The sequence below is a fragment of the Clostridium celatum genome (genome assembly GCF_021412605.1).
Lineage (GTDB): Bacteria > Bacillota > Clostridia > Clostridiales > Clostridiaceae > Clostridium > Clostridium celatum.
The window spans coordinates 178,869-192,337 of record NZ_JAJKGM010000001.1; the positions used below are offsets into that span (position 1 = coordinate 178,869).

Genomic DNA, 13,469 nt, shown 5'->3' on the forward strand with positions numbered 1-13,469 from the left:
ATAATAAGCACTAATAGGAGGAAGCTTAGTGATATTTATTAGTAATATTCTGGAGTTTCTATGTAGCAATATATTTTTAACAGGGTATATCTCCGGAAGCAATACATTTCCGCAGCCGTTAGATGAAAAAGAAGAAGAAAAATATTTAGAATTATTGAAAAAGGGAGATAAGAACGCAAAAGGAGTGTTAATTGAAAGAAACCTTAGGTTAGTTGCACATATTGTGAAAAAGTATCAAATACCCAATAAGGATATAGATGAACTTATTTCTATTGGAACAGTAGGGCTTATAAAGGCAATAGATTCATTTGATGCATCGAAGGGTACAAGATTAGCTACATATGCATCTAGGTGCATTGAAAATGAAATTTTAATGTTATTTAGAAGTAGTAAAAAACAAAAAGGAGAAACTTTTCTTCATGACCCAATCGGAGTTGATAAAGAAGGAAATGAAATTAGCTTAATAGATGTTTTAAGTAGTGATAAGGATTCTGTTATAGACAAAGTAGAAACTAATATGCAAATAAGAGCACTTTATGCAAAGATAAAATCTTCTTTAAATGAAAGAGAAGGTGAAATAATAAAAATGAGATATGGATTGATTGATGGAAAATGTAAAACACAACGAGAAATAGCAGGTATGTTAGGAATTTCTAGATCTTATGTATCTAGAATAGAAAAGAAAGCGTTAAAAAAATTAAGAAAAGAATTACAAGTTAATGACAAAGTACACTAAAATATTACAAAATAAGTTGAATTATCCCTATATCTCTACTAGAATATAAATATATGTATATATTAGAGAGGGGGAGCTAAAATGTATTTCTTAAAGGAACTATTAACCAAGACTATTGAACTTGGTGCATCAGATTTACATTTAACAGTAGGATTACCACCAACAGTAAGGTGTAATGGAAAATTAATTCAACTAGGTAACAAAAAATTATTTCCAGATGATGTAGAAAAGTTTTCAAGAGAGATTTTAGAAGAGAAATATGATGAGTATATTAAAGAAGGAGAATTTGATACTTCTTATTCTATTCAAGGCATAGGGAGATTTAGAGTAAATATATTTAAACAAAGAAATAGCGATGCAATTGCTATTAGGGTTATAGCTCTTAAAATACCTAATTTAGATGATTTAAAATACCCACAAGTACTTAAGGAAATAGTCAAAAAACAAAGAGGGTTAGTATTGGTTACAGGTCCAACAGGTAGCGGTAAAAGTACTACTTTAGCAGCTATGATAAATGAAATAAATAATACAAGACAAGCACATATTATTACTTTAGAAGATCCAATTGAATATCTTCATAAGCATAATAAGTGCATAGTGAATCAAAGAGAAATAGGAAAAGATAGTAAAAGTTATAAGAGTGCACTAAAATCAATATTGAGAGAGGATCCCGATGTTATATTAGTTGGAGAAATGAGAGACTTAGAAACTATATCAGTTGCTATAACAGCAGCTGAAACAGGACATCTAGTATTATCAACACTTCATACTATCGGTGCAGCTAAAACTATTGATAGAATAATAGATGTATTTCCACCACATCAACAGCAACAAATTAAAGTTCAATTATCTTCTGTATTGCAAGCAGTTATATCTCAACAGTTACTTGAAAATGCAGATGGAAATGGTAGAGTTGCTAGTCTTGAAATAATGGTGACTACTCCAGGAATACAAAATTTAATTAGAGAAGGAAAAACTCATCAAATAATTTCTGCAGTACAAACTGGCAATAGATATGGAATGAAAACTATGGATATGTCAATTGCAGAATTGTATAAAAAGGGAGTAATAAGTATGGAAACAGCTATGACATATGCCGTGGATAGTGAAACCTTAAAGAGATTGATGATATTATAAATTTTAAAAGAGGTTATATCAAAATAATCATATTGTTTTGATATAACCTCTTAATTTTATGTACAACAATATATTTTATATTATTACACAAATGTTAAAAAAAGTGTATATATCAAAAAATATTAAGTTTTTTTAAATAATATTAATTTATATAGAGGATTTTTTAAGTATATGTTGAATATTAAATATGATAGGTATATTGATTTAATTAAACAAAATAGTATTTGATTAGAAGTTTTTGCTTTAAATGAATAAAAATATATATAAATACAAAATATAATATTCATTTACAAAATTCTTATACAATTAATGTTTTTACTATTGTTAAATACATATATAATGTTGTAAAATCAATATATGAAAGTTTGTATGTTTAAGATTTTAAGATTGAATAATAAACAATACACTAATAAAAGTTAATTTTAAAAGGTATTTTAATAACTAATAGAGAAGGTTTGAAGGAGGAATTATTTTGTTAGATTTTGAATTAGATATGCAAGAATTAACTAATATAAAAGTAATAGGCTGCGGTGGTGGCGGCGGAAATGCTGTTAATAGAATGATAGTTGAAGGATTAAAAAATGTTGAGTTTATTGTTGTAAATACAGATAAGCAAGCATTACTACTTTCACAAGCTAATACCAAGATTCAAATTGGAGAAAAATTAACAAAGGGTCTAGGTGCAGGAGCAAATCCTGAAATAGGTAAAAAAGCTGCAGAAGAAAGTAGAGAAGAAATAGCAGAAGCTATAAAAGGTGCTAACATGGTATTTATAACTGCTGGTATGGGCGGTGGAACTGGAACTGGTGCTGCTCCTGTAGTTGCAGAAATTGCTAAATCTATGAATATTTTAACTGTAGGTGTTGTTACTAAGCCTTTCCCATTTGAAGGTAAAAGAAGAATGAGACATGCTGAAATGGGATTAGAAAACTTAAAACAACATGTTGATACATTAGTTATAATTCCTAATGAAAAACTTTTAGCTATGGCAGATAAGAAAACTACTCTTTTAGATTCATTTAAATTAGCTGATGGAGTATTAAGACAAGGTGTACAAGCAATATCAGACCTTATAACTATTCCTGGGGTAGTTAATGCCGATTTTGCAGATATAGAAACTGTTATGAAAGATAAAGGTTTAGCACATATGGGTGTTGGATATGGTAAGGGTGATAATAAGGCACAAGATGCTGTAAGACAAGCAATATCTTCACCATTATTAGAAACATCAATAGATGGAGCTACTGGGGTTATAATTAACTTTACTGGTGGTGTTGATTTAGGAGCTATCGAAGTTTATGAAGCAGCTGAAATAGTAAGAGAAGCTGCTGATGTTGATGCTAATATTATATTTGGTGCAGTAATTGATGAATCTTTAAATGATGAAATTAGATTAACAGTTATTGCAACTGGATTTGAAGAAGATAATGGAAAAATAGGAGCAACAACAATAGAACAAAAAGTTGAGCCTAAAAAAGTAGAACCAGAGGTAAAGGAAGAAGTAGTATCTAAGCCGGAACCACATAACGATCCATTATTAGATTTAGATAGAGAAAGTGTTAATATACCAAGTTTTTTAAGAGCAAGAAGATAAAAAGTTAAATTTCATAAAGTTATAAAAATAGATAAAAACTATCAATTATGTATTGAAGTTTTTATCTATTTTTTTTATTAAAAGCAATAATAGCAGTAAATATGCCTAAAGATTACAAAAAACAAAAAATAGATACTTAATATAAAAATATATTAAAAAAAATGTAAAAAAAGTATGAGTGAAAAATTTTTTAATATCCTCAAAAATGACAAAAAATTTTTATGCATAAAGTTATAATTGATTTAATAGGGAGGATAGAAATGTGGAGGTTTATCTAGATATTTTTATTTTCGAAAACTTTATAATAAATATATTTTTATTATTATTAACATTTAAGATACAGAGGATTAAATATAATATTAAATTATTATATTTATCATCATTATTAGGTGCACTATATGCTTTAGTTATCTTTTATAATGTAATGATTTTAACTTCCATATTAGCAAAGTTAGTAGTTGCAATAGTGATGATTTATATTGCTATTGATAATAGAAAAATAATTAACATTATAAAATCGACCTTTATATTTTTTATGATTGCATTTATGTTAGGTGGTATGTGTTTTAGTTTTGTTGTAATGCAAAACACATATTTAGTAGGACAAGATTTTGTTATAGAAAATAATTCATTTAAGGAAGTAGCATTAGCTTTGATAATTGTTTTTATATGTATCACAAGAATAATAGATTCTATAAAGGAAAGGGCTATAATTAAAAATTTTATATATGATATATATATTAGGGAAGGAAATAATACATTACAAATAAAAGGTTTTTTAGATACAGGAAATGAGTTAAGAGAACCAGTAACTAATTTACCATGTATATTGATTGAAAAAAATTATTTTGATCAGTTTAATATACAAGATAAAGATAAATATACAATAAGATACAAAACAATAAGTAAGGATGGAGCGGTACAAGGGTTTAAAGGTGAAAGTATAAAAATACGAAATGAAGAAGATAAATCATGGATTAATGTTGATGCTATTATATGTGAGTGTGAAGGAAAGTTAAGTAAAACTGATGATTTTCATGCACTACTTTCAAGGGGAATAGTATAGGAGGGTATATGAAAAAAATAATTTTATTAATAAATAAAATATTATCAAAGCTTAATATTGGGACGAAGAGAGTAGACTACATTGGAGGAAATGATGCATTGCCACCTCCTTTAAAGAAAGATGAAGAGGAAAAGCTAGTTGAAAAGCTTGAGAGTGGTGGAGATGAAATAAGAAATATATTAATAGAGAGAAATTTAAGATTAGTTGTTTATATAGCAAGAAAATTTGAAAATACAGGAGTAGGAGTTGAAGATTTAATTTCAGTAGGGACCATTGGTTTAATAAAGGCAGTAAATACTTTTAAACCAGATAAAAAAATAAAGCTTGCGACTTATGCTTCAAGATGTATAGAAAATGAAATATTAATGTATTTAAGAAGAAATAGCAAGGTAAAAGCAGAAGTGTCATTTTATGAACCTCTAAATATTGATTGGGATGGAAATGAATTATTATTATCAGATATTTTAGGGACAGAAAATGATACTGTTTATAATTTGATTGAAGATGAAGTGGATAAGCAGTTATTATTTTTAGCTTTAAGAAATTTAAATGATAGAGAAAAGGAAATAGTGACATTAAGATTTGGTTTAGCAGGTAATAGTGAAAAGACTCAAAAAGAGGTTGCAGACATTTTAGGCATTTCTCAATCTTATATATCTAGGTTAGAAAAAAAGATAATAAATAGATTAAAAAAAGAAATTAATAAAATGATTTAGGTTGTCTTTAGTATAAAAGAATACTCTTAAGGAAATAATTTTAAATGCAGTATGTTATTACTTCCGAAGGAGTGAGTAACTTTGATTGTTAACAAAGTTGAGATTTGTGGAGTTAATACTTCCAAACTACCAGTACTTAAAGAAAAAGAGAAAAGAGAACTCCTTTTAAAAATGAGGGAGGGTGATACGAGTTCTAGAGAAACCTTTATTAAAGGAAATTTAAGGCTAGTTTTAAGTGTTATCCAGAGGTTTAATAATAGAGGCGAAAATGTCGATGATTTATTTCAAGTTGGATGTATAGGATTAATGAAGGCTATAGATAATTTTGATTTGAGTCAAAATGTAAAGTTTTCAACTTATGCTGTACCTATGATAATAGGAGAAATTAGAAGGTATTTAAGAGATAATAATTCTATAAGAGTAAGTAGATCATTGAGAGATATAGCTTATAAAGCGTTATTAGTTAGGGATAAACTAGTTAAGGATAATAACAAAGAGCCAACTGTTTCACAAATTGCAAAAGAATTAAATATACCAAGAGAAGATGTAGTATTTGCCTTAGATGCAATTCAAGATCCTGTTTCTTTATTTGAACCAATTTATCATGATGGTGGAGATGCAATTTATGTTATGGATCAAATAAGTGATTCTAAAAATAGTGATGATAACTGGCTTGAAAATATATCAATTAAAGAAGCCATGAAAAAATTGAATGATAGAGAAAAACTAATTTTAACATTAAGATTTTTTAATGGAAGAACTCAAATGGAAGTTGCAGATGAAATTGGTATATCTCAAGCGCAAGTTTCAAGATTAGAAAAAACAGCATTAAAACACATGAGAAAATATGTATAGGACTCTATGAGTCCTATTTTTTTTATATTTAGCATTATATAAATAATTATTAAATATATTTAAATTAAAGGATAATATTTGCAATGAAAAATAAAGATTAAATATAAAGTAAAAAATCCTATTTAGAGTAGGTTATATTATATAAAGTAATAAATATGAAGAGATTAAAGTTTATTAATCAATAATATATTTTATAATGAGGGGGATTAAAAAATGGAAGACGAATTAATTTTATATTCTGTAAATGCTATTAGAAGTATGGAGGTTATTGATATATCCACTGGCTGTAAATTAGGGTATACAAAGGATTATAAAATTGATATTAATGAGCAAAAAATAACAGCTATACTGTTGGCAGGTGCAACGAAGGGATGGTTTTCTAAAGAAGATGATATAGAAATACCTTGGGAAAAAGTAATAAAAATTGGTGTTGATGTATTGTTAGTAGATGCATCTGGTATAGAACTTAACTTAGATGAAAATAAAATATAGAAAAAACAACTAAAAAATTGTATAATGTTCATATACTAAATAAGAGGAAGGCGTGATTTACTTGAAATGTCCTTTTTGTTTTTTTTATGAAAGTAAGGTTGTAGACTCTAGAGCTACAGATGATAATACAACAATTAGAAGAAGAAGAGAATGTACTAAGTGTGGAAGAAGATACACAACTTATGAAAAGATTGAAGATATTCCTATACTAGTAATTAAAAGAGATTCTACAAGAGAAAACTTTAATAAAGAAAAAATAGTTAATGGACTAATTATAGCTTGTCAAAAAAGACCAATATCTAGAAAGCAAATAGAGGAATTAGCAGAAGACATAGAAAAAACTATTTCGAATAATATGCTTACTGAAATTGAATCAAGAGTAATTGGTGAAATGGTTATGGATAGACTAAAAGAACTTGATGAGGTTTCTTATGTGAGATTTGCATCTGTATATAGAGAATTTAAGGATATTAATACTTTTTTAGATGAGATAAAAGGTTTAATGACAAAATAATAGAATATTTACAGAGTTGTGGTAATATAAAACACAACTCTTTTTCGTGTTTAAATAGAAGTATTAATTATAAGAAGCTAAAACTTTAATATTGTAGTAGAAAAGTTAAAAGTAGGTTAAAACATATAGCTAGTAAATAGAAAAAGTAGTTAATAGATGTTAAAATAAAATAAGAATATTTTAGAGGTGAAAAATGAATTATATATATGTTAAAGATTTAAAGGAATATAAAGATTTTTGGGTTTTAGAGAATGGAAAAATAAATATAGTATTTTCAAATGCTAAAAATCATAGAAGTTTTAATAGAAATACTGAAGAGGGTATGGCAAATTTATTTTCATTAAAAGAAGATTTTAATGTAGATGAAGTTCAATATTTACATCAAATTCATAGTGATAATGTTATTAGTTATAAAAAAGAAATTAAAGATTTTATTGAAAATGAAGGAGATGCCATAATAACAAATGAAAAAGGTGTTATAATAGGAGCTTTTACAGCTGATTGTGTTCCAGTTATTTTAGTGGATGAAGAGAAAAATGTTATAAGTGCCATTCATAGTGGATGGAAAGGAACTTTTAATGAGATAAGTAAAAAGGCTGTAGATAAAATGATTACTAATTTTAATTCAGATGTAAATAATATAAAAGTTTATATAGGACCTCATATTAGACAGTGCTGTTATGAAATTTCAGAAGAATTAAAAGAGAAGTTTATTGAAAAATTTAATGTGCCTAAGGAAAAACTTTTTAATGGAAGAAATCTAAGTATGGAATTATGCATAGAAGAAAGTCTGAAATCAATAGGAATAAATGAAAACAACATATATTCTCTAAAAATATGTACACACTGTGAAGAAGAAGAAAAATTATTCTCATACAGAAAGAGTAATGGAACTTATGGAAGGTTATTTTCCTTTGCATATATAAAATAAATTATGGGGTGATAATAATGGCAAATGAAAAAATATTAGTAGTATATGATGAGGAACATATAGCAGAACTTATACGTTACAACTTAGAAAGTAATGGATATAAAATTTTAAGTGCCAATAATGGAATAGATGCAATGAAAATTGTATTAGAGGAAAGACCAAACTTAATTTTACTTGATTTAATGATTCCAGGAAAAGATGGATATGATGTATGTAAGGAAATAAGAAGTACTAAGGAAGTTATGAATACGCCAATAATAATGTTAACGGCTAAAAGTGAAGAGATTGATAAAATATTAGGATTAGAACTTGGTGCAGATGATTATATAACAAAACCATTTTCAGTAAGAGAATTGCTTGCTAGAGTTAAAGCTGTACTTAGAAGATTTTCTATTGTTGAGTCTGAGGAAAATGTTTTAGTTTTTGGTGATTTAACTGTAGACTTTGAAAAAAGAGAGGTACTTATAAAAAATAACAAGTTAGAGTTAACACTAAAGGAGTTTGAACTCCTTGAAATTTTAATTAGAAACAAAGGTAAAATTTTAACAAGGGATACTTTATTAGATAAAATTTGGGGCTATGAATATATTGGAGAAACAAGAACTGTAGATGTTCATATTAGATATTTAAGAAAAAAAATAGAGTCAGATGATAAAAATCCTAAATTTATAGAAACTATTAGAGGAGTAGGGTATAGGTTTAACCCTAATTTATAAATAATGAAGAAAAGAATTATAACATCAGTAGTAATTACTGTAGTATTTGCATTAATAATAGTAACTAGTTCATTTATTGCTTTAGTAAATGTTAATACTATTAATGATGCAAAGGAAATATTATCAATTTACAATTTATTAATTGCAGATGATATAAAAAATAATGATTATGATAATGTATCATTATTTACATTTAAGGGCAATGCTGTAAGATTCACTGTAGTAAATAAAGATGGCGAAGTTATTTATGATAATGAAAAAGAAAATTTAGAAAATCATAAAGATAGACAAGAAATAATAGATGCTTTTAATAAAGGTGAAGGTACAAGTGTAAGATTTAGCGATACATTATCATGTAATTTAGCATATGTTGCAACTAAAATAAGTGATAATTTAGTAGTTAGAAGCTCTGTGCCAATTAGCAATATTAAAGTTTTTACATTAGGTACTCTTAAATATTATATTGCCATAGTTATAGTAGTATTTTTATTATCATTATTATTAGCTGTTAAATTAGTAAAAATTATAGTGTATCCAGTAAAAGAATTAGAAAAGGTAACTACTAAAATTGCAGCTGGTGATTTAGATAAAAGAGCTATAATTTATAATTATGATGAAATTGGTCTTTTAGCTCAAACCTTTAATAATATGGCAGAGCAACTTAAAATAAAGATAAATGATTCATTAGATAAGCAAAATAAGCTAGAAGCTATTTTAGAAAGTATGGAAAGTGGAGTAATTGCTTTAGATAATAGTGAAAAAATTATATTAAGTAATCCCTATTCAAATAAGCTCTTTGGAGTGAAAGAAGAAATTATAGGAAAGAATATTTCAGATTGTATAATTGATTATGATTTAATTAATTTTATAAGAGATATTCCTGATATTGATACAAAAGAAATAAAATTATTTCATCCTATAGAAAGAGAAATTAGAATAAAAAAGTCACCTATTATAGGAGTATATAAAAAGCCTATAGGAATAGTAATAACAATTCAAGATATAACTGATATAAAAAGGCTTGAAAATATGAGAAGTGAATTTGTTGCTAATGTATCGCATGAACTTAAAACACCGCTAACATCTATAAAAGGTTTTGCTGAAACTTTAAGGTATGTTAATGATGAAAATACTAGAAATAAATTTTTAGATATAATAGAAAAGGAATCGGAAAGATTAGGTAATTTAATTAATGATATTTTAGTTCTTTCTAACTTAGAAAATATGCATAAGATGGACAATGAATATTTTATGCCTATGGAAGTTATTCGAAATACAATTGAAGTAGTATCAAAGCAAGCTGATAAAAGAAATATTAAGATTAATTATTACAATGAGTTCAATGGAAAAATACTTGGAGATAAAGATAAATTTCATCAATTAGCTTTAAACTTAATTGAAAATGCCATTAAATATTCAAATGATGGTGGAAATATTGATATAGTCGCATCGGAAAAGGGCGATTGTTTTATTTTTAAAGTAAGTGATGATGGTATAGGTATACCTAAAAATGATATTCCAAGGATTTTTGAAAGGTTTTATAGAGTAGATAAATCAAGATCTACAAGGGGGACTGGACTTGGACTTGCAATTGTTAAACATATTGTTAAATTGTTTAATGGAGATATAAGTGTAGAATCAACAGTTGGTATTGGTAGTACATTTATTGTTAAAATAAAGAAATAACAAAAAGGATTGTAGAAATACAATCCTTTTTTTATATTTAAAATATTTTTAGGTTAATTATAGAGATATTAGAAAAGAGTTAAAAGATGTAAATTTAACATTAACTTAACATTGACTTAAAAATATTTAACGAAGAAGTAATATTACTTTAACTTTAGAGGAATAATATTATGTGTGTAAGGTATATGAATAATAATTCATTTATGAAAGTGGAGGAATAAAAATGAGAAGTAAAAAATTAAAGTTAATGGTAGGGGCATTATTAGTTACTATGGTAGGAGCTACATTTGTAGGATGTGGATCTGATAAATCAGCAGAAGGTGGAAATAATGGTTCTGGAGCGGTTACTGTTTCAATTTCAGGTTCAACTTCAGTAGGGCCATTAATGGAAAAGATTCAAGAAAAATATGAAGAAGAAAATAATAATATTACATTAGAAATACAACAAAATGGTTCAGGGGCAGGAATAAAAGATGTTATTGGTGGAGTTTCAGAAATAGGAATGTCTTCAAGAGAATTAAAGGATGAAGAAAAGGGTTCAGTTAAAGGAACTACAATTGCATATGATGGAATTGCTTTACTAGTAAATCCTAATAACCCAGTTAAAAACATATCTTTAGAAGATGTGAAAAATGTGTATACTGGTAAAATTACCAACTGGAAAGAGCTAGGCGGAACTGATTCACCAATCGTAGTTGTTTCAAGAGAAGAAGGTTCAGGAACTAGAGATGCATTCCAAGAAATAGTAGGATACGCATCAGAAGAGTTAACTAAAGATGCATCAATTTCAGATGGTAGCGGAGCTGTTAAAACTACAGTAGCTGGAAATGAAAATGCAATTGGTTTTGCTTCTTTTGAATATATTGATAGCACTGTAGCAGCTTTACAAGTTGATGGAGTAGAACCAACAGCTCAAAACGTTAAAGATGCAAAATATAAAATATCAAGACCATTCTTATTAGTAACTAAAGAAGATACTTTAACAGAAAATGGTCAAAAATTAATTGACTACGTATTAAGCCCAGAGGGACAACAAATAGTAGAAGAAAATAAATTAATAACTATTGATTAATAACTATTGAATAATTTAAGTAAATAAAAATTACAAAAGGCAAATTAAAAATTAAACTTTGATTAAATAAAGTTTAAGGAAACTGCCTTGGCGGTTTCCTTGTTAATTTGCTATTTTTAATTTTAAATTTGTAATTTGAAAAGCAGTTATTACCATTAGGAGGACTAAAATGGTAGAAGAAAGTAAAAAAAATAAAAGCAAATATATAGTAGATAAAGTTACTAGAACAATATTTTTAATATGTGCACTTATAGCAGTTATAAGTTTAGTTTTAATTATAGGATTTGTATTTTATAAAGGTTTAAGACCATTTTTTGCAGAAGGAAAATCATTCACACAATTTATTTTTGGAACTGAATGGTATCCGACATCAGAAAATCAAAAGTATGGAATATTACCAATGATAATTGCATCTATTTATGGTACCATAGGAGCCTTAATAATAGGGGTACCAATAGGATTACTTACAGCAATTTTTATTTCAGAAGTAGCACCAAAAGGATTATCTAAAATTATAATTCCAGCAGTTGAGCTTTTAGCTGGAATACCATCTGTATTATACGGATTATTTGGTTTGGCAGTAATTGTTCCATGGATACAAAAGACCTTCAATTTACCACAAGGACAAAGTTTATTAGCAGTAATTATTGTATTGGCAGTTATGATGCTTCCGACTATAATTTCAGTTTCTACAACTGCAATAAAGGCTGTTCCAAAAAGCTATAAAGAAGGTTCGTTAGCACTTGGAGCTTCACATATAGAAACAACATTTAAGGTTGTAGTACCTGCAGCAAAATCAGGTATACTTGCAGCTATAGTATTAGGTTGCGGTAGAGCAATTGGAGAAACCATGGCTATTATCCTAGTTGGAGGAAATTCAGTTCAAATACCTACATCTATTTTTGATAAGGTGAGACCTCTTACAAGTAATATAGCTTTAGAAATGGGATATGCAACTCAATCACACCAAGAGTTATTATTTGCAACAGGTGTTGTATTATTTGCATTCATTTTAATATTAAACTTGGTTATTTCTAAACTTTCTAATAAGGAAGGTAAGTAAAATGAGAAAATTTAAAGAAAATATCTTAAAGGTATTATTATATTTATCAGCATTAATAACTGTTGGAATTTTAGTTTTTATAATAGGATTTATATTCATGAAAGGATATAAACTTATAAATTTTAATTATTTATTTGGTGATTATAAGCCATCAGGTGGTGGTGGAATTAAGCCATTTATAATTTCAACACTTTATACTATTGGATTATCATTAATTATTGCTACACCAATAGGGGTATTATCAGCAGTTTATTTACAAGAATATGCAAAGCAAGGTAGGCTTGTTAAAATAATAAGATATTCAACTGAAGCATTAGCAGGAATACCATCAATAGTTTATGGATTATTTGGAGCAGCATTTTTTGTAACTACATTGAAGTTTGGATATTCACTTATAGCAGGATCTTTAACTCTTGCAATTATAATTTTACCAGTAATTATTCGTACAACAGAAGAGTCTTTAAAAGTGGTTCCACCATCATATAGAGAGGCTTCTCTTGGGCTTGGAGCAACAAGATTCCAAACTTTATATAAGGTTATACTTCCAAGTGCTATACCTGGTATACTTTCAGGAGTAATACTTTCAATGGGGCGTGTAATTGGAGAATCTGCAGCACTTTTCTTAACTGCAGGTACAGTTTATAAAATACCTACAAGCATAATGTCAAGTGGTAGAACTTTAACAGTTCATGCTTTTCTTGAAACTAAAGAGAAAGGTGATATTGCATCAGCAGCTGCTGCAGGGATAGTTTTAATTGTAATGATTTTAGTGTTAAACTTATTAGCCAAATTTATTAGTAACAGATTTAACAAGGCTAATTATTAATGTTTAATTTTTAAGTGGAATGATAGATAGTGCTAATTTTATATTAAGTAACTATATTAATGAAA

At 27.2% G+C, this 13,469-nt stretch carries 14 protein-coding genes; all 14 read left to right on the top strand.

The features are described from left to right. The first annotated feature begins 28 nt into the window (after positions 1 to 28). The 14 genes from sigK (at position 29) to pstA (ending at position 13,404) form a co-directional block, all read left to right on the top strand. The gene (sigK, locus tag LPC13_RS00720) at positions 29 to 736 is read left to right on the top strand and encodes an RNA polymerase sporulation sigma factor SigK (RefSeq protein ID WP_005213565.1); all 708 of its coding nucleotides are present in this window, start codon (positions 29 to 31) and stop codon (positions 734 to 736) included. Between the two features lie 81 nt (positions 737 to 817). Beyond that, the gene (locus LPC13_RS00725) at positions 818 to 1,873 is read left to right on the top strand and encodes a type IV pilus twitching motility protein PilT (RefSeq protein WP_005213563.1); all 1,056 of its coding nucleotides are present in this window, start codon (positions 818 to 820) and stop codon (positions 1,871 to 1,873) included. 472 nt (positions 1,874 to 2,345) lie between these two features. After that, on the top strand, positions 2,346 to 3,467 hold the full coding sequence (gene ftsZ / locus LPC13_RS00730) for a cell division protein FtsZ (RefSeq protein WP_234088467.1): 1,122 nt from the start codon (positions 2,346 to 2,348) through the stop codon (positions 3,465 to 3,467). Positions 3,468 to 3,729: 262 nt separating this feature from the next. Continuing rightward, the gene (locus LPC13_RS00735; RefSeq protein ID WP_234088468.1) at positions 3,730 to 4,533 is read left to right on the top strand and encodes a sigma-E processing peptidase SpoIIGA; all 804 of its coding nucleotides are present in this window, start codon (positions 3,730 to 3,732) and stop codon (positions 4,531 to 4,533) included. 8 nt (positions 4,534 to 4,541) lie between these two features. Further along, positions 4,542 to 5,249, top strand: a complete 708-nt coding sequence (gene sigE, locus LPC13_RS00740) for an RNA polymerase sporulation sigma factor SigE (RefSeq protein WP_005213558.1) — start codon at positions 4,542 to 4,544, stop codon at positions 5,247 to 5,249. Between the two features lie 81 nt (positions 5,250 to 5,330). Continuing rightward, positions 5,331 to 6,104 (top strand): RNA polymerase sporulation sigma factor SigG, encoded by a 774-nt coding sequence (gene sigG / locus LPC13_RS00745; protein WP_005213556.1) that lies wholly within the window; start codon positions 5,331 to 5,333, stop codon positions 6,102 to 6,104. Between the two features lie 213 nt (positions 6,105 to 6,317). Continuing rightward, positions 6,318 to 6,596: a YlmC/YmxH family sporulation protein gene (locus LPC13_RS00750; RefSeq protein WP_005213554.1), complete on the top strand. Its 279-nt coding sequence runs from the start codon at positions 6,318 to 6,320 to the stop codon at positions 6,594 to 6,596. 61 nt (positions 6,597 to 6,657) lie between these two features. Further along, complete coding sequence (nrdR, locus tag LPC13_RS00755; RefSeq protein WP_040419502.1) at positions 6,658 to 7,110, top strand: transcriptional regulator NrdR; 453 nt, start codon at positions 6,658 to 6,660, stop codon at positions 7,108 to 7,110. Between the two features lie 193 nt (positions 7,111 to 7,303). Further along, positions 7,304 to 8,041, top strand: coding sequence for a peptidoglycan editing factor PgeF (gene pgeF / locus LPC13_RS00760; RefSeq protein WP_005213551.1), 738 nt, complete (start codon positions 7,304 to 7,306; stop codon positions 8,039 to 8,041). A gap of 17 nt (positions 8,042 to 8,058) precedes the next feature. Continuing rightward, entirely contained in the window at positions 8,059 to 8,757 is a 699-nt protein-coding gene (locus tag LPC13_RS00765; protein ID WP_234088470.1) for a response regulator transcription factor, read from the top strand. Positions 8,758 to 8,760: 3 nt separating this feature from the next. After that, the gene (locus tag LPC13_RS00770; protein ID WP_005213546.1) at positions 8,761 to 10,443 is read left to right on the top strand and encodes a HAMP domain-containing sensor histidine kinase; all 1,683 of its coding nucleotides are present in this window, start codon (positions 8,761 to 8,763) and stop codon (positions 10,441 to 10,443) included. A gap of 223 nt (positions 10,444 to 10,666) precedes the next feature. Continuing rightward, positions 10,667 to 11,515 carry a phosphate ABC transporter substrate-binding protein gene (locus LPC13_RS00775; protein ID WP_005213545.1) on the top strand — a complete coding sequence of 283 codons (849 nt, stop codon included), beginning with the start codon at positions 10,667 to 10,669 and terminating at the stop codon, positions 11,513 to 11,515. Positions 11,516 to 11,684: 169 nt separating this feature from the next. Then, on the top strand, positions 11,685 to 12,578 hold the full coding sequence (pstC, locus tag LPC13_RS00780) for a phosphate ABC transporter permease subunit PstC (protein WP_195244466.1): 894 nt from the start codon (positions 11,685 to 11,687) through the stop codon (positions 12,576 to 12,578). A gap of 1 nt (position 12,579) precedes the next feature. Next, complete coding sequence (gene pstA, locus LPC13_RS00785) at positions 12,580 to 13,404, top strand: phosphate ABC transporter permease PstA (protein WP_195244467.1); 825 nt, start codon at positions 12,580 to 12,582, stop codon at positions 13,402 to 13,404. Positions 13,405 to 13,469 lie beyond the last annotated feature (65 nt).

Excerpts from the sequence above, each read along its gene's own strand:
- LPC13_RS00725 (WP_005213563.1), top strand. The coding sequence starts at position 818 with ATGTATTTCTTAAAGGAACTATTAACCAAGACTATTGAACTTGGTGCA.
- sigE (WP_005213558.1), top strand. The coding sequence starts at position 4,542 with ATGAAAAAAATAATTTTATTAATAAATAAAATATTATCAAAGCTTAAT.
- LPC13_RS00750 (WP_005213554.1), top strand. The coding sequence starts at position 6,318 with ATGGAAGACGAATTAATTTTATATTCTGTAAATGCTATTAGAAGTATG.
- pgeF (WP_005213551.1), top strand. The coding sequence starts at position 7,304 with ATGAATTATATATATGTTAAAGATTTAAAGGAATATAAAGATTTTTGG.
- LPC13_RS00765 (WP_234088470.1), top strand. The coding sequence starts at position 8,059 with ATGGCAAATGAAAAAATATTAGTAGTATATGATGAGGAACATATAGCA.
- LPC13_RS00770 (WP_005213546.1), top strand. The coding sequence starts at position 8,761 with ATGAAGAAAAGAATTATAACATCAGTAGTAATTACTGTAGTATTTGCA.
- LPC13_RS00775 (WP_005213545.1), top strand. The coding sequence starts at position 10,667 with ATGAGAAGTAAAAAATTAAAGTTAATGGTAGGGGCATTATTAGTTACT.
- pstC (WP_195244466.1), top strand. The coding sequence starts at position 11,685 with ATGGTAGAAGAAAGTAAAAAAAATAAAAGCAAATATATAGTAGATAAA.
- pstA (WP_195244467.1), top strand. The coding sequence starts at position 12,580 with ATGAGAAAATTTAAAGAAAATATCTTAAAGGTATTATTATATTTATCA.